This is a genomic window from Pseudonocardia terrae, from assembly GCF_021343995.1.
GTDB classification, from domain to species: domain Bacteria; phylum Actinomycetota; class Actinomycetes; order Mycobacteriales; family Pseudonocardiaceae; genus Pseudonocardia; species Pseudonocardia terrae.
This window is the reverse complement of sequence record NZ_JAJTTE010000016.1, coordinates 105,732-128,836: the sequence shown is the minus strand read 5'-3', so window position 1 is coordinate 128,836 and position 23,105 is coordinate 105,732. Positions and strand designations below refer to the sequence as shown.

At 67.4% G+C, this 23,105-nt stretch carries 18 protein-coding genes and 2 tRNA genes; 10 read left to right on the top strand and 10 right to left on the bottom strand.

The genetic code is table 11. From position 1 onward, the window contains the following. Positions 1-18: 18 nt before the first annotated feature. Positions 19-855, bottom strand: a complete 837-nt coding sequence (locus tag LWC33_RS13290) for an HAD family hydrolase (protein WP_233304665.1) — start codon at positions 853-855, stop codon at positions 19-21. Between the two features lie 98 nt (positions 856-953). Here LWC33_RS13290 and LWC33_RS13285 point away from each other — a divergent pair, with 98 nt between their 5' ends. Both LWC33_RS13285 and LWC33_RS13280 read left to right on the top strand, forming a co-directional pair. Beyond that, on the top strand, positions 954-1,463 hold the full coding sequence (locus tag LWC33_RS13285) for a PH domain-containing protein (RefSeq protein WP_233304664.1): 510 nt from the start codon (positions 954-956) through the stop codon (positions 1,461-1,463). Beyond that, positions 1,460-3,061, top strand: coding sequence for a PH domain-containing protein (locus tag LWC33_RS13280; RefSeq protein WP_233304663.1), 1,602 nt, complete (start codon positions 1,460-1,462; stop codon positions 3,059-3,061). Before LWC33_RS13285 ends, LWC33_RS13280 begins: the two co-directional genes overlap by 4 nt. Positions 3,062-3,166: 105 nt before the next feature. Here the strand turns inward: LWC33_RS13280 and LWC33_RS13275 are convergent, their stop codons facing one another. From LWC33_RS13275 to LWC33_RS13265, 3 genes are read right to left on the bottom strand one after another with little or no spacing between them, the layout of a single operon-like run. After that, a complete protein-coding gene (locus tag LWC33_RS13275; protein ID WP_233304662.1) occupies positions 3,167-3,427 on the bottom strand; it encodes a helix-turn-helix domain-containing protein in 261 nt (86 codons plus the stop codon). Then, positions 3,427-3,906, bottom strand: coding sequence for a DUF2975 domain-containing protein (locus LWC33_RS13270; protein WP_233304661.1), 480 nt, complete (start codon positions 3,904-3,906; stop codon positions 3,427-3,429). Before LWC33_RS13270 ends, LWC33_RS13275 begins: the two co-directional genes overlap by 1 nt. 41 nt (positions 3,907-3,947) lie before the next feature. Continuing rightward, complete coding sequence (locus LWC33_RS13265) at positions 3,948-5,483, bottom strand: helicase HerA-like domain-containing protein (protein ID WP_233304660.1); 1,536 nt, start codon at positions 5,481-5,483, stop codon at positions 3,948-3,950. A 59-nt stretch (positions 5,484-5,542) separates the two neighbouring features. Between LWC33_RS13265 and orn the strand changes: the two genes are divergently transcribed. The 4 genes from orn to LWC33_RS13245 all read left to right on the top strand — a co-directional run bounded on the left by orn (position 5,543) and on the right by LWC33_RS13245 (position 7,795). After that, positions 5,543-6,145 carry an oligoribonuclease gene (gene orn / locus LWC33_RS13260; protein ID WP_233304659.1) on the top strand — a complete coding sequence of 201 codons (603 nt, stop codon included), beginning with the start codon at positions 5,543-5,545 and terminating at the stop codon, positions 6,143-6,145. Positions 6,146-6,208: 63 nt separating this feature from the next. Further along, positions 6,209-6,281 (top strand) — tRNA-His (locus LWC33_RS13255). 101 nt (positions 6,282-6,382) lie between these two features. Next, positions 6,383-6,455: transfer RNA gene (locus tag LWC33_RS13250), tRNA-Lys, on the top strand. Between the two features lie 104 nt (positions 6,456-6,559). Further along, positions 6,560-7,795: a site-specific integrase gene (locus LWC33_RS13245; protein ID WP_233304658.1), complete on the top strand. Its 1,236-nt coding sequence runs from the start codon at positions 6,560-6,562 to the stop codon at positions 7,793-7,795. A gap of 36 nt (positions 7,796-7,831) precedes the next feature. Here LWC33_RS13245 and LWC33_RS13240 read toward each other — a convergent pair whose 3' ends face one another. The 4 genes from LWC33_RS13240 to LWC33_RS13225 are packed head-to-tail and all read right to left on the bottom strand — an operon-like array spanning position 7,832 to position 14,439. After that, on the bottom strand, positions 7,832-10,879 hold the full coding sequence (locus tag LWC33_RS13240) for a type I restriction endonuclease subunit R (protein ID WP_233304657.1): 3,048 nt from the start codon (positions 10,877-10,879) through the stop codon (positions 7,832-7,834). Next, on the bottom strand, positions 10,876-12,063 hold the full coding sequence (locus tag LWC33_RS13235; protein ID WP_233304656.1) for a restriction endonuclease subunit S: 1,188 nt from the start codon (positions 12,061-12,063) through the stop codon (positions 10,876-10,878). Before LWC33_RS13235 ends, LWC33_RS13240 begins: the two co-directional genes overlap by 4 nt. Beyond that, the gene (locus LWC33_RS13230; protein WP_233304655.1) at positions 12,060-12,821 is read right to left on the bottom strand and encodes a hypothetical protein; all 762 of its coding nucleotides are present in this window, start codon (positions 12,819-12,821) and stop codon (positions 12,060-12,062) included. The genes LWC33_RS13235 and LWC33_RS13230 overlap by 4 nt, the downstream gene beginning before the upstream one ends. A gap of 37 nt (positions 12,822-12,858) precedes the next feature. Then, complete coding sequence (locus tag LWC33_RS13225) at positions 12,859-14,439, bottom strand: type I restriction-modification system subunit M (RefSeq protein WP_233304654.1); 1,581 nt, start codon at positions 14,437-14,439, stop codon at positions 12,859-12,861. Positions 14,440-14,887: 448 nt separating this feature from the next. Here LWC33_RS13225 and LWC33_RS13220 point away from each other — a divergent pair, with 448 nt between their 5' ends. The 3 genes from LWC33_RS13220 to LWC33_RS35975 all read left to right on the top strand — a co-directional run bounded on the left by LWC33_RS13220 (position 14,888) and on the right by LWC33_RS35975 (position 19,963). Then, positions 14,888-15,736 (top strand): hypothetical protein, encoded by an 849-nt coding sequence (locus LWC33_RS13220; RefSeq protein WP_233304653.1) that lies wholly within the window; start codon positions 14,888-14,890, stop codon positions 15,734-15,736. A 179-nt stretch (positions 15,737-15,915) separates the two neighbouring features. Continuing rightward, positions 15,916-16,317, top strand: coding sequence for a hypothetical protein (locus LWC33_RS13215; RefSeq protein WP_233304652.1), 402 nt, complete (start codon positions 15,916-15,918; stop codon positions 16,315-16,317). Position 16,318: 1 nt separating this feature from the next. Further along, the gene (locus LWC33_RS35975; protein WP_233304651.1) at positions 16,319-19,963 is read left to right on the top strand and encodes an nSTAND1 domain-containing NTPase; all 3,645 of its coding nucleotides are present in this window, start codon (positions 16,319-16,321) and stop codon (positions 19,961-19,963) included. A gap of 195 nt (positions 19,964-20,158) precedes the next feature. Here the strand turns inward: LWC33_RS35975 and LWC33_RS13205 are convergent, their stop codons facing one another. Further along, on the bottom strand, positions 20,159-21,751 hold the full coding sequence (locus tag LWC33_RS13205) for a YfjI family protein (protein WP_233304650.1): 1,593 nt from the start codon (positions 21,749-21,751) through the stop codon (positions 20,159-20,161). Beyond that, a complete protein-coding gene (locus LWC33_RS13200; protein ID WP_233304649.1) occupies positions 21,748-22,632 on the bottom strand; it encodes a bifunctional DNA primase/polymerase in 885 nt (294 codons plus the stop codon). Before LWC33_RS13200 ends, LWC33_RS13205 begins: the two co-directional genes overlap by 4 nt. A gap of 58 nt (positions 22,633-22,690) precedes the next feature. Between LWC33_RS13200 and LWC33_RS13195 the strand changes: the two genes are divergently transcribed. Then, a complete protein-coding gene (locus LWC33_RS13195) occupies positions 22,691-23,104 on the top strand; it encodes a hypothetical protein (RefSeq protein WP_233304648.1) in 414 nt (137 codons plus the stop codon). Position 23,105 lies beyond the last annotated feature (1 nt).

Sequence of the window (23,105 nt, the reverse complement as noted above, 5' to 3'; positions counted from 1 at the left end):
ACAGCGTTCGCGCGCCCCTCAGAGATAGCGCTCGAGCACCGCCGCGAGGCCGTCCTCCTCGACCGTGCCGGTGACCTCGTCCGCGTCGGCCTTCACCTCGGGCGGTGCCTGCCCCATCGCCACGCCGAGGCCGGCCCAGCGGAGCATCGCGCGGTCGTTGTCGCCGTCGCCGACCGCGAGGACGTCGCCCTGCGCCACCCCGAGCACCCGCGCCACCTCGGCCAGCGCCGACGCCTTGGACACCCCCTCCGGCACCATCGACACCCACGGCATCTCGTGGTCCAGGCTCACCTCGGCGCCGGGGACCTCGACGTCGGCCATCCGCTCGGCGACCTCGGCGGGCGTGCCGTGCGGCCAGTACGCGACCACTTTCGGCGTCGGCTCGCCGAGGAGCTCGGCCTCGTCGACGACCCGGACCCGGCCGGCGAGGATGCCGTCGGGGAAGGGCGCGCCGACCCGCTGCCCGACGCCGACCTCCTCGCACCCGAACACCGCCCCCGGCAGGGCCTCGCGCACCGCCGCGACGACGGGCCCCGGTTCGAACCGGATCGCGTACCGGACCTCGCGCGAGCCGGTGTCGAGCACCACGGCGCCGTTCGAGCAGACGGTCGTGTGCTCGGTGTCGACGAAGCGGTCGGCGTACCGCCCGGTGGCCGGACGCCCGCCGAGCTCCAGTTGGTCCAGCACGTGCCCGACCCCGAGCACCGTGCGCCCGGTGCACAGCGTGACGACGGCGTGCCGCCCGATCTCCCGGACGGCCGCGAGGACCCGTGGGCTGGGCGGGTTCTTCTCGTGGACCGTGGTGCCGTCGATGTCGAGGGCGATCAGTCGCGGCTGCCATCCCGGGGGTCGCACACGCCCGACCCTACGGGGCGGACCGCCCGGCCGAGGGGCTCGCCGCGGTTCCGGAGGGTCCCGCGACACGGACCGGAGGGTTTCGGCAGCATGAACCCATGCAGACCGGGTCCACCGTGCCGACCGCGCTCCCGCTCCGCCCGCCCGCACACCGGGTGGACCCGCGCGCGCGGAGCTGGTGGCGGGTGCGCGGCCTCGGCGGCGCGGGGATCGTCGCACTCCCCCAGCTGGTGGTGGCGCTGGTCCTCGGCGGACCGGGCTGGCTGTGGGGCACGCTCGTGGCGACGGTGGTCGCCGGGCTCTGCTACGCCGCCGTCGTCCCCGGGATCCTGTTCCGGATCCACCGCTGGGAGGTCACCGACGAGGCGGTCTACACGCTGTCCGGCTGGCTGGTCCGCGAGTGGCGGATCGCGCCGATCTCGCGGGTGCAGACGGTCGACACCGAGCACGGGCCGCTGCAGCAGCTGCTCGGCCTGGCCAGCGTCACCGTCACGACGGCGAGTGCGCGCGGGCCCGTCATCATCCGCGGCCTGGCCACCGCGCACGCCCAGGAGCTCGCCCGTCAGCTCACCGAGACCACCCGGGCGACGCCCGGCGACGCCACATGACGGTCTCGGCGGACCCGGCCGACCCCACCCTCGACACCGAGGTCCCGTGGCGCCGGCTCGACCTGCGGATGGTGGTCGTCGAGCCGGTCCGGACGCTGGTCAAGTTCGTCCCGGTGCTGATCGTCGTGCTGATCACCGGGAGCAACAACGACCCGGTCCGGCCGTGGGTCACGCTCGGGATCGGGGTGCTCGTGGTCGTCGCGGGCGTGGTCCGCTGGCGCACCACCCGGTACCGGATCACCGCCGAGCGGGTGGAGCTGCACAGCGGCTGGCTACGCCGGCAACGGCGTTCGGTGCCGCGGGACCGGATCCGCACCGTCGACCTCACGGCGTCACCGCTGCACCGTGCTTTCCGGCTCAGCGTGGTGGCGGTGCGGGCGGCCGAGTCGGGTGGGGAGCACCGGCACGGCGGCCTCACGCTCGACGCCGTCAGCACGGCCGAGGCCGAGACGCTGCGGCGCGAGCTGCTGGACCGGCGGCCGGCCGAGACGCGCAGCACGCCCGTCGCGCAGCCGGTCGAGCCCGAGGCGGAGGTCCTGGCCCGGCTGCACTGGTCCTGGCTGCGGTTCGCCCCGCTGACCTTCTCCTCCCTCGCCGGCATCGGCGCGATCGCGGCCGCCGGGTTCAACGTGCTCAACGAGCTCGGCGTGAACCCCACCGACGTCGGCGGGGTCGACGCCGCGGCCGAGCGGCTTGCGGCGGCCCCGTTGTGGCTGGCCGTCGGGCTGGTGGGGCTGGCGCTGCTGGTGGTCGCCGTCATCGGGTCCCTGCTGTTGTTCACCGAGCGCTGGTGGGGGTACCGGCTGACCCGCGAGACCGACGGCACCCTGCGGGTCCGGCGCGGGCTCTTCACCACCCGTTCGCTGTCGGTCGCGGAGGAGCGGCTGCGCGGGGTCGGGGTGCACGAGCCACTGCTGCTGCGCGCGGGCGGTGGCGCCCAGACCCGCGCACTGTCGACCGGGCTCGGACGGGAGGCGCAGGGCGGAGTGTTGCAGCCGCCGGCGCCGCGGGCCGAGGCGCACCGGGTCGCGGGCGCGGCCCTGCGGCGGACGCCCGACGCCGCCGAGGCCGACCCGACGCTCACCCCGCTGCTCCCGCACCCGTCGGCCGCGCGGCGGCGCCGGTACACCCGCGCCCTCCTCCCGGTGCTGGTGCTGGTCGCGGCGGCGGCCGTCGTCGGGCGGGCCTGGCCGGGCCTGGGGTGGATCTGGCCGGGGACGGTGGTGCTCGTGCCGCTGGCCGCCCTGCTCGCCGCCGACCGGTACCGGGCGCTCGGGCACGCGCTCACCCCGCGCCACCTCGTCAGCCGGCTCGGCGGGCTGTCCCGCCGGACCGTGGCGCTGCAGCGCGCCGGCGTGATCGGCTGGACCGTCCGGCAGAGCCCCCTCCAGCGGCGCGCCGGCCTGGTCACGCTGCAAGCCGTGACCGCCGCCGGCGAGGGCGGCTACCGGATCCTCGACATCGGCGCGGCCGACGCCGTCGCACTGGCCGAGGCGACGACACCGGGGCTGCTCCCACGCACGGACGGCGGGCCCGCCCGGCCCACGGCCGGGGACGACCTCACGGACGCGGCATCCGCTCCGCGTCGGCATGCGTGACGAGCATGAGCCGGCTCGTCGCGACGATGCGGCGGACGGACGCCGGCGGGCGGCCCGTCCGACGACCACGGAACGAGCGGGACGAGCTCGGCCGGGGACACGGCCTCAGGACCGCTCGGCGGCCTCCGCCGTGTCCCCTGCCTTCTCGTCCGCCGCGTCCTGCGCCGGGACCCACTCCAGCAGGTCGCCGGGCTGACAGCCGAGCACCCGGCACATCGCGTCCAGGGTGCTGAACCGCACGGCCTTGGCCCGCCCGTTCTTCAGCACCGCCACGTTCGCCGGCGTGAGCCCCACCCGGTCGGCGAACTCCCCGACGCTCATCTTCCGCCGGGCCAGCTCGACGTCGATCCGCACGACGATCGGCATCAGATGACCGCCTCCATGTCGGTGCGCAGCGTCGTGGCCTGCCGCAGCAGGGCCCGCATCACCACCATCAGCAGTCCCACCACGGCGACGCCGACGACCAGCAGGAACAGCAGCATCGGCAGCCCCGGGTCGTCCGCCCCGACACCGACCCAGAGGAACACACCCACGAGAGCCACCCACGCCGCGACGACCGCCCACACGATCGCGTCGACCCACACCAGGGAGGCCGCGCTGAAGATCCGGTCCTTGCGCACCCGGCCGAGGAGCACCCAGGTCGCCACGACCACCACCTGCACGCACAGCACCCAGAACACCGACAGGGCGGTCAGCGGCCAGCGGAGGTACGCGAGCTCCGGCGACTGCTCCGCCATGTGCGCCCACTGCCCCGGCAGCGACAGGGTCTGGAACACGACCAGCACCGCGAACAGGACCACGAGGAACACCCGGAGCGGCGCCACCGCTCGATGCTCGGCCATCATGCGTCGAGTATCGACTGGTATCTATCGAAAGTCAATCGACGTTAGCGTCGACGCGTGCCGAACAGCCCCCGCGTGATCTCCCGGCCGAGCTGGGTGGCCATGGAACGCATGAACGACTTGGCGGCCGGGGAGTTGAGGATCTGCGTGACCATGCCCGGCTCCTCCCGCTCCTCGCGGCGACGCTCGGGCGCGGGCGCAGCCTCCGGAGGCGGTGGGGCCGCCTCGGCGATCTTGGCCGTGAGCTTCTCGTACGCCGACTCGCGGTCGACCGTCTCGCCGTACCTGCCGTAGAGCGGCGAGGCCTTGGCCGCCTCGGTCACGGCCGGCCCCCCGATCGCGGCCATCAGCGACCGCGGCGCGCGCATCCGCGCCCAGGCCACCGGCGTGGGGGCACCCCGCTCGGACAGCACCGTGACGACCGCCTCGCCGGTGCCGAGCGTGGTGAGCGCCTCCTCCAGGTCGTAGACCTTCGAGACCGGGTAGGTCTTGACCGTCCTCGCGAGGGCCTTCTGGTCCTCCGGGGTGAAGGCCCGCAGCGCGTGCTGGACCCGCGCGCCGAGCTGCGACAGCACGGCGTTGGGCACGTCCGTGGGCAGCTGCGTGCAGAAGAACACGCCGACACCCTTCGACCGGATCAGCTTCACGGTCTGCTCGATGCGCTCGAGGAAGGCCTTCGACGCGTCGGTGAACAGCAGGTGGGCCTCGTCGAAGAAGAACACCAGCTTGGGCTTGTCGAGGTCGCCGGCCTCGGGCAGCTCCTCGTAGAGCTCGGCGAGCAGCCACATCAGGAACGTGGAGAAGAGCTTGGGGTTCGCGGCCTGGTCGGCGAGCTCGACCAGGGTGACGACGCCCTTGCCGTCGACCTGGCGGAGCAGGTCCGCCGGCTCGAACTCGGGTTCGCCGAAGAAGTCCTCGCCGCCCTGGGCCTCGAGGTTCACCAGCGCCCGGAGGATGACGCCGGCCGTGGCCGCCGACACGCCGCCGATCCCCTTGAGGTCGGCCTTGCCCTCGTCGCTGGTGAGGTGCTGGATCACCGCGCGGAGGTCCTTGGTGTCGAGCAGGGGGAGGTTCCGCTGGTCGGCCCAGTGGAAGATCAGCCCGAGCGTGGACTCCTGGGTGTCGTTCAGGTCGAGGACCTTCGACAGCAGGATCGGCCCGAACTGGGTGAGCGTGGCGCGGATCGGGATCGCCGAGGACTTCCCGCCCAGGGAGAGGAACTCGACGGGGAAGCCGGTGGCCACCCAGTCGTCCCCGGTGTCCTTCGCCCGGGACTGGATCTTCGGCCCGTCCTCGCCCGGGCGCGCGAGGCCGGAGAGGTCGCCCTTGACGTCCGCCAGCAGGACGGGGACCCCGGCGGCGGAGAGTTGCTCCGCCAGTCCCTGCAGGGTCTTGGTCTTGCCGGTACCCGTGGCGCCCGCGACCAGCCCGTGCCGGTTCAGCGTGGCGAACGGGATGCGGACGCGCGCCGACGGGTCCACCTGCCCGTCGACCACGACCGTGCCCAGCTCGAGGGCAGAGCCCTCGGTGGCGTAGCCGGCGGCGATCTCCTGGGCGGCGCTTAGCGTGTTCTCCCCCACGTCGCGGAGCGTAGACCAGGCGTACGACAACCGGCGGGCCAGCGCATACGCTGCGGGCCATGAACGACCGGTTGGTGTGGATCGACTGTGAGATGACCGGCCTCGACCTGCGCCGCGACGCGCTGATAGAGATCGCCGTGCTGGTCACGGACGGGGACCTGAACGTGCTCGGCGAGGGCGTCGACGTCGTGATCCACGCCGACGACGACGCGCTGGCGGGGATGCCCGAGGTCGTCCGGGAGATGCACGCGCGCTCAGGGCTGACCGAGGAGGTCCGGGCGTCGCGGACCAGTGTGCGGGAGGCCGAGGAGGCCGTGCTCGCCTACGTCCGCGAGCACGTGCCCGAGGTCGGCACGGCGCCGCTGGCCGGCAACTCCATCGCCACCGACCGCGGCTACCTGGCCCGGGACATGCCGGAGCTCGACGCCCACCTGCACTACCGCATGATCGACGTCAGCTCGGTCAAGGAGCTGGCCCGCCGCTGGTTCCCGCGCGTCTTCTACGCCAAGCCCGAGAAGGGCCTCGCCCACCGCGCGCTCGCCGACATCAAGGAGTCGATCCGCGAGCTCGAGTACTACCGGCGGACCCTGTTCGTACAGCCCCCCGGACCGACGTCCGACGAGGCCAGGGCCGCCGCGGCCGCCCTGGCACCCCCGCGGTGAACGCGGTCGACACGACCTTGTAGAGTTCTCTCCAGAACGCCGGGGCGGCCCGGAGGTTCGATGGTGGGTGTAGCTCAGCTGGTAGAGCACCTGGTTGTGGTCCAGGAAGTCGCGGGTTCAAGTCCCGTCACTCACCCGGGGTCCCGGACCCCTTGCACGGCCCGCAGGACGCACCTGATAGCGTTTCGCCTGTCGCGCAAGGGACACCGCAGGACCCGGTAGGACAACTGAACACATGCGCCGCTAGCTCAATCGGCAGAGCAGCTGACTCTTAATCAGCGGGTTGGGGGTTCGATTCCCTCGCGGCGCACACAAACTAGCAGGTCAGACCGGTTGTCGGTCCGGCCTGTTAGCTTTTCCCGGAGATCCGCTCAACGGAAACTCAACGAAAACCCCGTCCGGGAGGGGTACGCGATGGCTCGACCTCCGCTTGAGCTCGGCTCGCACGGGGAGATCCAGGTCACCCGCGATGGCAGCCGCTGGCTCGCCCGCTGCCGTTACAGAGACCTCGACGGCCGGACCCGCCAGCTGTCCCGCTGGGCGCCCACGAAGGCCACCGCGCAGAAGGCGATCCAGGACGCTCTTCGTGAGCGCAGCGGCGCCCCGCAGGCGATGGCGCTCGGCTCGCACTCCCGCTTCCGCGAGGCGTCCGAGGTCTGGTTCGCGAAGATTCAGGAGCGCCGGGCCGACTCCACAGCCGACACGTACGCCAACTGCCTCAAGAAGCAGGTCCTCCCGAAGCTAGGCGAGCTCCGACTCATCGAGTGCACGGTCGCCCGTCTCGACATCTACTTCGCTGGCCTCGAGTCGGCCCGCAAGATGGTGAAGCTCCGGGACGGCTCCTACGAGGAGCGCCCGGCGCACGCCGCGAACACCCGCCGCATGATCCGAGCCATCGTCTCAGGAGTCATGCAGCAAGCCGTCCTCAACCAGGTCATCCCGACCAACCCGGTTCGCGAGCTCGAACGCATTGAGACCTCCCGCGGCCACAAGGCCACTCCCCCGCGCGGCTTGACGGTCGAAGAACGCCGCCGGCTCCTCGAGTTCACCGACACCGACCAGATCGCCGTCCGTGCGGACATGCCCGACCTCATCCGCTTTGCCCTCGGCTCAGGCCTGCGCATCGGCGAGATCTGCGCCGTCCGCTGGATGGACCTCGACCTCGACGGCTTCCGCATCGTCGGCCCTGGCGAAGCCCGACGAGTCCCCGTCGTCGCCGTCCGCCAGAACGTCTACCCGATCAAGGGCAAGGGCCTCGTCGTCCACAACGGCAAGAGCGCCATGGCTCTCCGCGTCGTCCCGCTCCCCGAGTTCCTCGTGACCCGGCTCCGCGCCCGCCAGGACCCCCTATTCGACCCGTCCTGGCCCCTCTTCGCCTCCGCCGGCCGCGACGGCACCCCGACCTACCGCTGGCCCGCCAACGTCCGCCGCAGCGTCCGCAGGATCCGCGAGAAGGTCGACCTCGACTGGATGACCCCCCACACCTGGCGCCGCACCTACGCCACCATCCTCGACGACGAAGTGTCCCTGACCGACCGCGCCAAGGCCGACCTCATGGGTCAGGCCAAGTTTCTCAAGGACACCTACGTCAGCCGCGGCGAACTCCACCCCGACGCCGCCGTCTTCCTCGACGCAGCATTATCGAAGTAGCGCGTCAAGCACATCCTTAGGCCGGTCTCAGTTCCGTCAGGCCAGCCCCGCGTAGCGTTCGAAGAACTCGACGAGCTTTCCTAGGACCCGCCGCTTCTTGTCGGCATGATTGTTGTTCTTCGAGAATCGCGATGCTGGCGGAAGGATCTTGGTGACGGCGGTACCGGTCGTCGAAACCGCTCCGTCGCGGAACGCATCGGCGACGAAGGAACGCGCCTCGTCAACCTTCAGCGCTTCGGAAGCGATGAGGGCGTCCAGCTCGGCCTCACGGCGCTTGCGTATGAACTCACGCCAATCTTCGCTGACGCCGTCGCTGACCGAGATCGAGTCGACAAAGTCCATGATCAGGTCGCGCTTGTTGCGGAGCGTCGGACTGGAATCGATGGCGTTCTCGATGTCGGCGACCTGCCTGACGTGCTCCGTGCCGGACGCCTTTGCCTCACGCCACTTCATGACGAGCATGAGGATGTAGTCGATGTTGACCTCGACCTGCTTGACGAGCTCGATCTCGAAGACCACGTCGTCAAGAAACGACTCCTTATCCACCTGAGCACGTTTACGATGCTTATCCCATAACGTGTTGTAGGTGCTCGTGTAGTTCTGCAGATCGCGTGGAGTCAGGGAGTCATCGTCGGCGAACTCGTCGAATGACGTGAGGACGTTGCGCAGCTTAAGAATCTCGCCGAACAGGACTACGAATCTCTTCTCGGCCGCCTCGCCAAAGGGGTCCTCGCCGGGCCCCACCAGCTCGGTAAGCTCGCGGACGTACTTGTCGTAAGACGAGCGGTAGTACTGGTAGGGCTTCAGCAGGACAACGCCCCGGGCGTCGCGGTTGCCGAAGAGCGCGAGCGCATCGTCAACTGCCGACTCGAGGTTCCGAAATGCAACGATGTTGCCGTAGGCCTTCACCGAGTTCAGAATCCGGTTGGTCCTACTCAAGGCCTGGATCAGGCCGTGGGACTTGAGGCTCTTGTCCACCCACATGGTGTTGAGGGTCGTGGCGTCGAAGCCGGTAAGGAACATATTCACCACGAGCACGAGATCAACGTCGCGTTCCTTCAGCCGGCGCGCTAGGTCCTTGTAGTAGTTCTCGAACCTCGCCGAGGAGGTGTCGTACGAAGTCCCGAAAGTCGCATTGTAGTCGGCGATTGCCGTCTCAAGGAAGTCGCGCGACGATCCGTCTAGGGCGTTGGTGTCGAGGGCCTCGTCATCGAGCAGGCCGCCGGCTTCCTCGTCCTCGTTGGCGGCGTAGCTGAAGATGGTGGCTACCTTCAACGGCTGGTACGACCGATCCGCCGCCTTCCTCGCGGTCTGCTGCTTGGCGAACTCCGAGTAGTAGGACTTTAGCGCCGGGATGGATGCCGTGGCGAAGATTGCGTTGAAGCCTCGGACGCGCCTCTCCCCGAGACTGTAGCTTTGGCCACGCATCGTCTTCGTGTCGAAGTGGTCCAGGACGTACGTGACGATCTGCCGGATGCGCTCCGGAGCCATCAACACCTCCTCGGTGTCAATGGCCTCGACGTCCTTGTCAGCCACGTGGTCGGCGACCCGAACCGTGTTCTGGTAGGAAACACGGAACGGGAGCACGTTCCCGTCGTTAATGGCGTCGACGATCGTGTATGTGTGGAGCCGCTCACCGAAAACAGACTCAGTGGTGTCGAGCTGCCGGCCGCCAGCATTCTCCGGAAAAATCGGAGTCCCGGTGAAGCCGAATAGGTGGTAGCGCTTGAACGCCTTGCGAATCGCGGCACCCATGTCACCGAACTGGCTACGGTGACACTCGTCGAAGATGAGAACGACGTGATCCGAAGTAATTTCGTGGCCACGGTTCTGCTCGATGAAGCGGGCAAGTTTCTGAATTGTCGTGACAATGATGCGGGAGTTAGGGTTCTGGAGCTGCCGCTTGAGCTCGGCGGTGGACTTCGAGCCGTTCACCGAGTCCTTCTCAAAGCGGTTGTACTCGAGCATCGTCTGGTAGTCGAGATCCTTACGGTCGACCACAAAGAGCACCTTGTCGATACCATCCATCCGCGAGGCAAGCTGCGCTGTCTTGAACGAGGTCAACGTCTTGCCAGAGCCAGTCGTGTGCCAGATGTAGCCGCCAGCGGCGACGCTCCCGAGCTTTTTCATGTTTGTCGACGTAAGGACCCGCTGAAGAATCCTTTCAGCGGCAATTATCTGGTACGGCCGCATTACCAGCAGCGTGCGGGAGACGTCGAACACACAGTACTTCGTCAGGATGTTGAGTAGCGTGTGCTTGGCGAGAAAGGTCTTGGTGAAGGCGGCAAGTTCGCCAATCCGCTTGTTGTCGGCATCGGTCCACCACGATGTGAACTCAAACGTGTTTGAGGTCTGCTTCTTGCCACGCCGCCCACCCTCGGCTTCGGCAATCCTGCGAGCACGGGTGGTGTTTGCATAGTACTTCGTCTGAGTGCCGTTTGAGATGACGAACAGCTGGACGTACTCGAACAGGCCAGCGTCGGCCCAGAAAGACTCTCGCTGGTAGCGATTGATTTGGTTGAACGCCTCCCTCAATGCGACGCCGCGGCGCTTGAGCTCGACATGGACGAGCGGGAGACCATTGACGAGGATGGTGACGTCATAACGATGCTGCCGGTCGACGCCACCGCCTTCCCCCACCGCCTCGTACTGGTTGATCACCTGGAGGCGGTTGTTGTGGATGTTCGACTTATCGATCAACTTGATGTTCTTGCTGGTGCCGTTATCACGGGCAAGAACCTGGATCGGGTCCTCTTGAATTCGCGCCGTCTTCTCGACGATACCTTCGTTCTTCGCGGCGACCTTGTTGCCGAAGAACCATCTCCATTCAGCGTCGCTGAAAATGACGTCATTCAGGAACTCCAACTGTCGACGCAGGTTGGTCTCCAAGTCAGCAGACGAGGCGATCGTGAGCCGCTCGTATGCCTGCGACTGCAACAGCCGGATGAACTCATCCTCCAACTGAGCCTCAGACTGATACCCCTGCGCTTCTGCCGGGTCCGGGGTGTACGCCGCAACAACGGTCGACTCGTCGGTCACCGCGATCGGCTCGTAGCGGAGCGAGGAGTCGGGGGCTTCAGTCATGCGGCTTCCTTGAAGATCAACAGCCTGTCGCGGTAGTACTCGTACTGTCGGCGCCGCAGGTCGATCTCTGCAGACAGGCCTATCCTGAGGTTATTCACGAGGGCCTCGAGCTTGTCGAGGATCCCAACGATCCGTTTCTGCTCCTCGAGTGGCGGCTGTGGCACTGGAATTCTACTAAGATTCGCCTTGTTCAACTTTGGTTGCGCAGCGCCAGAAATATATGGAGTTAGGTCGATCGAGTTCAAATAGAACTCAAGGAATCGACGCTCGGCGTAGGTAGCAAGTTCCAAGACATGTGCGTGATTGTTGATCCAAGTCTTTCCTGAGGCTGTGAAGGCAATCGGTGTTGAGCGCGCCAGCAGGTTCGCACCGTCTTCCGACACCAGCAAATAGTCCCCGTCGAAGATGAAGTCACTCACGTAGTCGACGATTCCCGAGGCGCCGTAGTAGGGAATCTCACCTGGCTCCCGGGCCGCCTTAGTGACCGGCCGACGGCGAGAATCATGATTGATTGCAACATCACCCAACGGAACCCATTGGGCTGCCTCTGCGTCGCGGAACATAAACAGTTGATCGCGATAGTATGAATACTGGCGAGAGCGGCATCCAAGCTCAACCTCGAGCTGAGCCTGAAGCTCGGTTTTAAGTTGCTCCATCACGCCAAGCGCTGACGCAATTTCCCTCTGAATTGTTATTGGTGGGACGGGGATCCTGATCCGGCCGATGTCGGCAACCTTGATCTCTTTGACCTTCGTGCCGGTGACGAACTTCCGCTTCTGCAACTCGAATTGCTCGGTCTGGAAGCAATACGCGACGTACATCGGGTCAAGGGTGTGTTTGAAGACACAGGAGTGGCCCCCAATCGCGATCTCACCCTCGCCAAGCCATGCGACGGCTGTGCAGACGTCCTCGACGTTCTCGCTAGTGGTCGTAACAACGAGGTCCCCGGTTGCAGCCTTCTTAAGCATCGCAGCCAATGCGGGCTCGACGAAGGACTTAGTCGTGGAGGCCGAAGACCCGTAGTACGTGTAGATTTGGCCGTAATGGATGCAGGGGAATCCCTCGGCTACAAAGTCCTTCTTCTGTAGGCCGCCACCACGCACGAACTGTCCGACATCGCCGAGCGCTCGAAACTCAACACCGCTCGGGCACAACTCGGCGATCAGTCTCTCAATCTTGCTCATGACGCCAAGTCTCCACTCGCCGCCACGTCAAGGTGGTTCACATCCCAACCGAGTGCGTCGATCGCCTGTTTCATCTCCTGATTGCTTGCGACATTCTGGATCACGCCGATGACTAGGCTTCTGCAAGGGTGGTATTTCCGGAGCGCGACCTCCTCACTCGAGTCGCCATGAACGACCTCACTCAGCTCACTGAACAATTTGTATCCATCACTGGAAAATACCGAGGGAATAATGTGATGCCTCGCGTCTACCTCCTGCAAGAGGTCACGGAATGGCTTCCGGCCACCTCTACTTCCGGTAGTTGAAATACCTGCCACCTCTGCGACTTGCTTAGTTAGCGCTTCGAAGATCTTTCGAAGGTATACCATAGCTCCCGCGCCGAGCTGCTCCTCGTACGCGAGTTGGGCTCGCTCCAACAGGTCATCGAAATCGCCGGAACCTATTCCAAGCCGATTCGCGACACCGCGCCGGTTCTCGACATAGCGTTCCAAGCGCACGGTCGGCGCCCGCTCGTACAAGCTGTCTCGGGACACCACAAGGAACCATGCCTCCACGGCGGCCTCGCAGACGGGGCATTTCAGACATGCGTCGATGCTCACAACACGGTCGCCGACGACGAGGCAGGAGAGCTTGTGACCCGACATGAACGTACGAGCGTCTCCGCAGGCCTTACAATTGAAGTTCAGAGCGACCTTTCCGACTTCGATCGTTTTATGCTGCCCCCACCCCATGCGGCGGGCGCCGAGGAAGCCTTCCACTTGCGCCTCCTTGCTCGCAGGCGCTCTGGACAGCAGGTCAGACAGCCGCATCGTCAACTTCCAGATCGGCAAGGATGGCGTCGATCTCGGCCCGCAGGGCGGCCTGCGTCGTCACCGCCTGCGCGATCTCTGCGCTAAGGCTCTGGATTTCGACCGCCTCACGCGTGTCCTCCGCCTCCACGTAAGAACTGACTGCGATGTTGTAGTTGTTTACCGCAATGACATCGTGGTCGACTAGTGCCGCGAAGTACGGCACATCCTCGCGAGCAGTGAAGACGTCGAGAATCCTCTGCTGGTGCTGGCCAGTGAGCTTGTTTTTGTTGCCTTGACGAGTGAACTCGGCCGAGGCGTCTATGAAGAGCACTTTGTTGTCGGCCTTCGACTTCTTGAGCACCATGATGCACGTCGCGATTGTGGTGCCGAAGAAGAGGTCCGGCGGGAGCTGAATTACGGAGTCGACGTAGTTGTTATCGATAAGGTACCTGCGGATCTTCTGCTCGGCTCCGCCGCGATAGAGGACGCCTGGGAACTCGACTATAGCGGCCGTGCCTGAGGTGTCGAGCCACGACAGCATGTGCATCGTAAATGCGAGGTCGGCCTTCGACTTCGGCGCGAGCACACCAGCAGGCGCGAACCGCTCGTCGTTGATCAACAGCGGGTTGGCGTCTCCGTCCCACTTGATCGAGTAGGGCGGGTTGGAGACGATCGCCTCAAACGGCTCATCATCCCAGTGGAAGGGATCAGTTAGCGTATCGCCGTGAGCGATGTCAAACTTCTCGTAGTTGATGTCGTGCAGAAACATGTTGATCCGGCACAGGTTGTATGTGGTCAGATTGATCTCCTGACCGAAGAAGCCCTTGCGTACTCCGCCCGGAAGCACTTTATTAAACTTCAACAGCAACGAGCCCGAGCCGCAGGCTGGGTCGTACACCTTGTTGACCTCGGTCTTGCCAACCACAGCGATCCGAGCAAGAAGCTCAGAGACCTCCTGAGGCGTGTAATATTCACCGCCAGACTTTCCGGCGTTCGCGGCATACATCCCCATGAGGTACTCGTACGCGTCGCCGAAGGCATCGATGGTGTTGTGCGTGAAGCCGCCGTTCCCGAAGTGGAGGGCACCGATCGCGTCGAGGAGCTTGACCAGCTTCTCGTTGCGCTTGGCGACGGTCGGACCGAGCTTCGGGCTGTTTACGTCGACATCGGCGAAGAGGCCCTTGATGTCGTCCTCCGAGTCAGTGCCAACCGCCGAGGCCTCGATGTTGTGGAAGACGCGCGAGAGCGTCTCGTTGAGGTTGTCGTCGTTGCGGGCGCGCTCACAGACGTTGGCGAAGAGGTCTTGGGGAAGAATGTAGAAGCCCTTCTCCTTCACCGTCTCCTCGCGCCCAAACTCAGCGTCGGCGGTTGACAGGTAGCGGTAGTCGAAGTCGGGGTCACCGGCCTTCCGCTCAGCCTCGTTGAGGTAGGCGGTGAGGTTCTCGGAGATGAACCGGTAGAAGAGCATGCCAAGGACGTAGGCCTTGAAGTCCCAGCCGTCGACACTGCCGCGCATGTCGTTGGCGATGCGCCAGATGGTCTTGTGCAGCTCGGAGCGCTCGGCTTCCTTCGTCCTTGGACTCACAGGCTGGAGTCTTACAGGAACGCACAGCGATGTCCGAAGCGCGTTCGTCGTGTCGGCGCAGCCTGTCCGTTCCTCGTCCGGTTGGGTGCCTCGAGCCAGCGGGGACGCTCGCAGGCGCGCGTCGGCTTCCTCTCCGGTCGGAGGCCGCGCCTCGCCCCTAGCCTCACGCTGGCTAAGGTCGCGGCGTGACCGCGATCTGGTCGGAGGGCGAGGACGGCTGGGAGCTCCTGCGCCCGGCGGGGTTCCCCGATGAGAAGACCCTCCAGGAGCTCGTCGCCACCGCGCCGGACCTGCTACCTCTCAGTGGCTCACCACGTATCGTCGTCCTTGGCCGGGAGGTCCAGCTCGGCGGCGGGTTGGGTACGCCGACGTCGTCGCCATTGAACCCATCGGACGCCCCGTCGTCATCGAGGTCAAGCTCCGCAACAACGCCGAGTCTCGCCGGGCGGTGGTCGCCCAGATCCTGGCCTACGCCGCCGCCCTCCACGGCCGCAGCGCTGAGGAGTTCGAACGCAGCATCCTCGCCAAGCACCTGGCCGGACGCAGCCTCCATGACACCGTCCGCGACACCGCCCAGGCCGAGGCCGCGGAGCCCGACGACTTCCACCAGACGCTCGACCGAGCCCTCCTCGACGGCGCGCTCCGGCTGGTCCTCGTCCTTGACCAAGTCCCCGCCGAGCTTGTCCGGCTCATCGGCTACCTCGAGGCCGTCACCCACGGCCTAATCGTCGACCTCGTCACCGTGACCTCTTACGAGGTCGAGGGCAAGCGCGTTGTCGTCCCGCAGCGCATCGAGCCCGAGAAGATCGACCTCTCGGACCGCTCGGCTAGCGACCCCGCCCCGGCACAAACCGCGAGCAGCACTGGCGTCACAACTCCGGGCGTGGATGCCTTCCGCGAGCATCTCGCGACAGTCTCTCCCGAGCATCGAGCCACAGCTGAAGCGTGTGCCGCTTGGGGCGAGCGAATCGCAGCCGCTGGGCTCGCCAACGTCCAGACCTACACCGGCAAGGGTGGCGAGGTCGTCCTTTTGCCCCGCCTGCTGCCCGAAGGATCTGGGCTCGTGTCGATCTACATCCGGAGCGACGGCCGCCCGGCACTGCAGTGGTGGCGCTCGGTATTCGATCGCCGAGCCCCGCACAGCATCGACGCTGTCTCGGCTGCTGGGGGCGCTGATATCGGCCGAGGCAGCTTCGTCCCGGCCATCACGGACACGTTGCTCGACGCCCTCTTCGACGCCTACAGGGAAGCCAGCGCGACAGAGTCCGGCCATCAGCAACCGATCTGGGCGCTCTGAGCGTCCGGGCGGTTTGCCTCGCGTAGCGGGTTCGGCACGCCGCGAGGTGCGCCATGAAGTTCAGGGGCCGTTGATGTCGTTGGCGATGACGGCGCGTGCTTGGTCGGTAACGCGACCCGGGCCTCTGCCGAGGTAGCGATCAAGACTCCGCGCGGCGCGAGGTCGGAGGCGGAGGAACCGTGGATTTGAGTGTCGATCTCGACGCGCTTGCGGACAAGGCCGCGACGACGGTCGTGACGACCTTGGCGACGGACGCCTGGGAGCAGGTCGTCAAGGCGTTCAGTGCGCTGTGGAAGAAGGCTGGATCGGGCCGGGCGAAGACGATGCGAGCGGAGCTCGAAGAAATGCGGGCTGGCGCAGGGAAGGACCCAGAGGCGACTCGGGCCGAGCTCGTCAATCGGCTCAAGCGCCTGCTGACCGCCCATCCGGAGCTTGCTGATCCGCTGCGCGACATAGTCAACGAGTTCGCGGTCCCTGCGGACACCGGCATGCCGCAGGAGTACCGCGTCTCAATGCGGGCGAAGGCGTCCGGCAAGTCGCGGATAAGCCAGGCAGGCCGAGACCTGCGCATCGGCGAGTGACGTGGAACCGGAGACCGACCGGGATCCAGAAAACGGGACCAGCCCCGCGGTCCGCATGGAGGCACTGGCCGACAACGAGTCGACTGTTAACCAAGCAGGCCGAGATCTGCACGTTCATTTCGAGCAGGGTGTCCGGCGTGCCATTCCCGTGCGTCCCGCGACGCAGGCGCCGTACCCGGGGCTGGCAGCCTTCACCGCGGACCAGCAGGACATCTTCTTCGGCCGTGACCGCCAGATAGCCGAGCTACTCGCGCTGATCGACGAGAATGTGGCTGTAGGCGGAATCCACGTCCTCCTCGCCGCGTCTGGGGCGGGTAAGACGTCGCTGCTGCATGCCGGCGTGATCCCCCGGCTCCGCCACGGGGTCCTCCCGGGCTCGGCAGGCTGGACGGTGGTGGCTCTCACGCCGACAGACGACCCCGTTGCGGAGCTGTCGGATCGGCTTCGCGAGGTCGAGAGCAAGGAGCCGCTCCTCGTCGTCGTCGACCAGTTCGAGCAGCTCTACACGGCGTGTCCGGAGGACCGCCGGGAAGGCTTCGTCCAGCTGCTCTCAAAGATCTCGTCGAGCGGAGCGGATCCGCGCTGTCTGGTGGTCGTGGCAGTGCGGTCCGACTTCTTCGAAGCCTGCGCACGAAGCTCGACCCTGCGTGAGTCGCTGCAGCGGCGGGCTTTAGTCCTAGGTCCTATGTCGATCGCCGAGGTCCGCACCGCGATCACCGCACCCGCCGCAACATTCGGCCTGACGCTCGAGTCGGGGCTCGTCGAGGTCCTCCTCCGGGACCTGGGGTTCGCCGCTGGCGCAGCGTCCGGTGACGCCGAGGTCGAGAGGGCCGCTGCGAAGCTGCCCCTTCTCGCCCACGCCCTGCGCTCGACGTGGCGCCAGCGACACGGAGACACCCTGACGATCGCTGGGTACGGGGAGTCCGGGGGCGTCAGTCGCGCTGTCACCCAGTCCGCCGAGACGATCTTCTCCTCGCTCTCGAAGGAGCAGCAGAGCGTGGCTCGTGCCGTCTTCCTCCGGCTTACCTGGATCGGGGACGGTTTTGAGGTCGCCCGCCGGCGGGTGTCGGCCACCGAGCTGCACGAGGCCGTCGACTCGCCGCACCTCTCCAATGTGCTGGAACGGTTCACCGCGCAGCGGCTCCTCGCCCGGGACGGGGACCACGTCGAGATCACCCACGAGGCCTTGCTGCAGGCCTGGCCCCGCCTCCGCTCATGGCTGGATGACGACCGAGCCGGGAACATCACCCGTCAGGAAATCCGGCTGGCAGCGACGGAGTGGGCCAGCTCCGGCGGCGACCCTGACCTCCTCTACCGGGGGGCCCGGCTTGAGACAGCGACAGCCTGGGTGTCGACAACGACTGGTGAGGTTGATAGCGCCGCCCGCCTGTTCATCAACACGTCGACCGGCCACGCGACCCGACAACGCCGGATCCGACGAGCCGTGCTCGCCCTGCTGATGACGTTGGCGCTCGTCGCCGTAGTCGGGGGAGTGGCCGCACTCCAGCAGGCTCGTATTGCGAGCGAGCAGGAGCGCCTCGCCTTCGCCAGCGCGATCAGCGCAAACGCAGACCGACTGCGTCTGGACGACGTGGCTACCGCCGCCCAGCTCGACATGCGTGCCTACGACCTGCGCCCGGACGGGACCGCGTACACCAACCTCGTCGAGTCCGGCAACGCCAGCCTCTCCTTTGCTTTAGAAGGGCATACCTCCGATGTGATGGCGGTCGCGTATAGCCCTGACGGGCGGATTCTTGCCACGGGCGGAGCCGACGACTCCATCCGGTTCTGGGGTCTGGCAGGCACCGCGGCCCCGGTCCTGTCGGGAGTCGCTGTCACGGCGAGACCGGTCTTGAGCATCGCCTTCGTCGACGGCGACACTGTTGCCGTCGGCGAGTCCGGTGGCGGGATCGAGGTCTTCCGAGTGCGGGACGCGAGCCGGGTCGGCTCGGTCCTTCAGGCTCATCGTGAGAACGTCAACGCGCTCAGCTACAGCGCCCGCACCGGCATCCTCGCGTCCGCGGGTGAGGAGGGGGCAATTCGCTTCTGGGCCATACGGAGTGGCCTTCCCTTCGAGCCAGCGGGCCGCGACATCTCGACAGCCGGGGTCGGGGTGACCTCGCTGGACTTCGACGCCTACGGATCCACCTTCGTTGAGGGCCGCGCCGACGGCTCCATTGCCACCTGGGACGTTCGCAACTTCGACCGCCCATATCTCCTCGCCACGATGCCCGTCCACGACGAGCGGCTGACTGCCGTCGCGTACTCCAGCGATGCGAGGCTGATCGCTAGCGGCAGCTTCGATGGAACCGTGCAGCTCCTCGGCTCACAGAACAAGTCGTCGTTGACGACCGAGGCGGAGCGCCTGACGCCCGGAGTCGGGGCCGTCGCTTCTTTGGCCTACTCCCCGGACGATCTGACGCTGGCGGTAGCGGGTTATACGGGCGAGGTCGTCATGTACTCGCTGGTTGACCCCACAGAGCCTCGGTATCAGTGGATGCCGCTGCGCGGACACCTCGGGGACGTCGGCTCGATCGCCTTCAGTCCCGACGGGAAGACGCTAGCGTCAGGCGGACGGGACCATCTCGCTCGGGTGTGGCACCTCCGAAACAGCTACATCGCCGTCCCGGGCCCAGTGCGGGGAGTCGACTACCTGCCGGAGGGTGATCGGCTCGCGCTGTGGACGGAGTCAGGGATCCAGATCTGGGACGTGGCGACGGAGGGCGGATCGCCGCGCGTCGAGCGGACCTGGGCCTCGCCCTATCCCGGGAAGCTGGGCGCGTTCGCACTATCCGAGGACTCCAGGTGGATGGCTGCGGGTGACGAGAACGGGTTCATCCACTTCTGGAAAGCGGGCACCGGGGGCTTCGAGTACGTCTCCTCGCTTCAGTCCGAGGTTGGGTGGATCACTGCGATGGAGATCGACCAGGACTCTGGGTTGCTGGCGGTCGGCGGGACCTCGGGAGAGATCAGGCTCGTCGATCTCCGAACACCCACGCCTTCGAGTTACCCCACCACCCTCACCGGCCACGAGGGGGATGTGGCCTCACTGACCTTCAGCCGCGACTCCCGCACCTTGCTGAGCGCCGGAACCGATACGGACATCCGCGTGTGGAATGTGGCGGCCCCCGCCACTCCCACCCAGCTCTCGCATCGCCCGCATGCCCACACCGATCTCGGCACCACTGTGAGCTACTCGCCCGACGGCCTCACGATCGTGACGGCGAGCTACGACAACACCGCCCGACTGTGGCGGCTAGACAACACGTTGAACCTTGTGGCGACCGGCGAACCGATCGACGACGCCTCCTCGTTCCTGATGTCCGTGGCCTGGGCGGACGACGGTGCCCTGCTGGCCACCGGCAGCTGGGACTCCCAGGTCCGCCTGTACACCGTCAACGAATCGGGCGATGCCGCCCCCCGTGGGGACTCTCTACGCAACCAGGGAACCGCAGTGAGCTCCCTCGACTTCAGCCCGGACGGCAGGACCCTAGCGGTCGGTGGAACGAACGGGATTGTGCTGCTCCTTAGCCTCGACGCGGAGGTCCTCAAGAGCCGGATCTGCGCGAGCAGCAGCTTGGATGAGGCGTCATGGCACGAAGCGATGCGCTCTGACGTCGAGTTCGTTCCCGCGTGTGGTAGCTAGGTGAGCTGACCCCAAGGGGCTGACGCTACCAAGCGATCAGTCCGGCGCGAATAGCACCTGCATGAACTGTACGGCCACAACCCGATTGCCGACGCGGCCTTCTGATACTCCACGAGGCACCATGGGTGACTCCGGATCTGGTGCTCGGCGAGTACGAGCTCGAGCCGCGCAAGCCGCAGAAGCCGCAGAAGGTGCTCAGACCCCGATTTCTGCGGCTTGTGCGGCTTTCGCGGCACGGGGGTGGACCTCCCAACGCGGTGAGCTCGGGCGGCCGCCGGTTGGCGCTGACGGTGCGGCGAGGCGGGTGAATCCGTGAGCCTCCAGGAGCTCCAGGGCAGGGCTCAGGTCGGTGACCTTGCGGAAGCGGGCGCGGGAGAGGCCGGTGAAGGCGTCGCGGCGGCTGAAGTGCTCGGCCCCGGTGCGGGCGATCCAATCCAGGACAGCGCGGGCGTCGTCCACCGTTGGGTCGGCGCCCATACGGTCGAAGACGGCCAGGGCGTGCGCCAGGAAGTACTGACCGAGTCGCGCCGCGGCCTCGACGTGACGAGCTTCGACGGGCTGGGGCCATGCCGTCGGGAGGAGCTCGGCAAGGTGAAGCAGGCCCGCGATGCGGGCGGTCGCGCCGGTGAGCTTGGAGGCCCAGTCCGTGACGTGGGCCAGGTCGGCGTGCGCGTCGAGTCGGGGCTCAACGGCGCGCTCCAAGTCGAGAACGCGCTGGTTAGCCTCCTCGCTCAGGCGCAAGTGGAGTGGCTCGTGCTGGGCGGCCAGGGTGACGACCAAGCGGGCCAGTCGGGAGCTGTAGGCGCGGTCGATCGGGCTTGGTACGGCTGGCGCGCCTACGCGGCGGCGGCCGACGGTGTTCTCCGGCAACGAGTACAGGATCCGGGCGAGAAGGCCTCGGCCGCGGAATCCTGGCATGCGGGCGATGTCGGTGAGGACCTCCGGCTGCAAGGCCAGGCCGAGGGTGAGGGCCGGGGCGGCGATGTGTTCGGCCGGGCGGCCCTTCCGGTCGACCCGGAGGAGGTCGCCGGCGTGGCCCTTCAGGAACACCTCGAGATTCGGGACGCCGCTAGAGTAGCGGCCCGCGAGGGTCGAGAAGATCCCGCCCTCCGCTGAAAGCACCGCGAGCCGACCGCCCTGCTCGGCGAGGAGCGATGCCGCAGCCTCTGTGGTCACGTCGTCGGCGATCAGGCGTGGGAGCGGCGGCACGACCAGCTGCTCGGCCTCGACGGAAGCCTCGGCCGCCGACGCGAGCGCTTCCTCCCGGGTCAGCCGGTCGCGCGCGGCAGTGGCCTGCTTCGCGCGCCGCTCGGCCTCCGCGACCGCGACCTTCCGCGCCAGCTCCGCCTCGGCGATCCGCGGGCGAGACTGCTCGACGAGGTGCCGCTCCGCCTCCAGCAGCGGCGCCGTCATCGCCGCGAAGACCGCACTCTTCCGGGAGCCCGGCGGCATCGCGACCACCGTGTAAAGGTTGAGCGGCTCCCGCCAGCCCGCCCGGACCTCCAGGTCCGCCCGACCGCCCGCGGCGGTCGAGAGCGCTGCCAGGGCCAGGCAGCCCGGCAGGTCGAGCGGGGTCTGAGTGAACTCCGCGACCGCCAACACCATGTCGGCCACCCACGGCGGCAGCGCATCAACCGGGAACGGCGGAACCAGGCGGCGCGGGGTCAGCGGGGTCGGGTCGGCCTCCCACCCCTGCGGCTGTGTTGCGTCTTCGCCGTGCAGGACGGCGAGGCGGCGGTCGGCGTCCAGACCGGCGAGGATGTCGCGCGCGCTGCGGCGCTGGGTCACGGTCGTTCACTCCCGATCGGTGCGGTGCGGGGTTGCCGGGCGCCGGCGGTGAGCCCAGAGCGGATCGTGCGGTCCGCCTCGCTCGCCGGAAGACCGACGGCCGCGGACGCTTCCGCAAGCGCTGAGCGGGCAAGGCCGTCCGGGAGCAGCCCGGCGGCGACGAGCTGCCCGAGCGCGAAGGCCGCCTTGTTCAGCGTGGAGTTGCGGCTGCCTCGACCCGAGGCCAGGACGCGGTCGACCTCGCCGCGCAGCGCCGCGGCGGCGTACTGCGAACGGCGGCCGACGATCTCGAGGACCGGCCCGAGGTCCGGTCGCGGGGCCGGAGGGTCGTGCAGGAGCTCGGCGATCCATGGCGGCAGCGGAGCGACCTCGTCGTGCTCGCTGCTGCGGTACCGCCGCCCGCGCACCACCGAGCCGGCCGCGACGACGTACCCGCCCGCCGCGCGGACGTCGATCAGCCAGCCAAGCCGGCCAGCGCTGTTCCGGATCCGGCACCCGGCAGGTGCAGTGAAGTAGAGGTGCTCCCCTCCGGAGGGGGTCTGCGTGGACAGCGTGTCCCAGGGCAACGGCTCGTCGTGGTCGGCCGCGAGCGCAGCCAGCACGTCGACGCCGTCGCGGATGCCGGGTCGGTCCCACTCCGCCGGTCGGACCGAGCCGTGGTCCGAGGTGTCCAGGTCTATTACGACGAGGCCTGAAGGGCCACAGGCGATTCCCACGTTCAACCGCGGGTCCCGCAGCCACGCCCTTCGGATCCGCGCCGGATCCGTGGTGGCCCGCGCCTCCCAGTTCTTGATGGCCGGCCGCTTGTCCCCGGCCCGCAGTGGGAAGACCCGCCATTCGCGCGCAGCGTGCCCGAGCGCAGCCCGGAGCAGTTCAGGCATCGTGCTCACCTCGCGCCGTGACCTCGTCGGTCCTGGATGGGATCCTCGGTGTGTGCGCGTGACCGAGCGCCACCTCGACCGCATGCCGCCGGGCAACCTCCGCGTGCCCCTCGGGGAGTTCGCCGCGCTCTGGAGCGCCGCGGAGGAGCAGTCGCGAGCGCAGGGCGAGCGCGGGATCACCGACTGGACCGCGGGCGGTGTCGCGCTGACGTGCCGCTGGATGGCCCGCGCAGTCACCGAGACTTCGAACGGCCACCGCATGCCGACGCCGGCGCCGATCACGAAGGCGACGGCCCTTGCGTCCGAGGAGCTGATCGAGGCCGAGTTCCTGGCGGCGGAGACGATGGCCGCGCGCACTCCTCCCCCACCGCTCGTCGCGACGCGGCCGGGCTTCGTGGAGGCGGTCGCCGCGACCCTGCGCTGGGCGTGGCGGTCCAGTGGTCCGGTACCGGACCTGACGCCGGTCAGCTGAC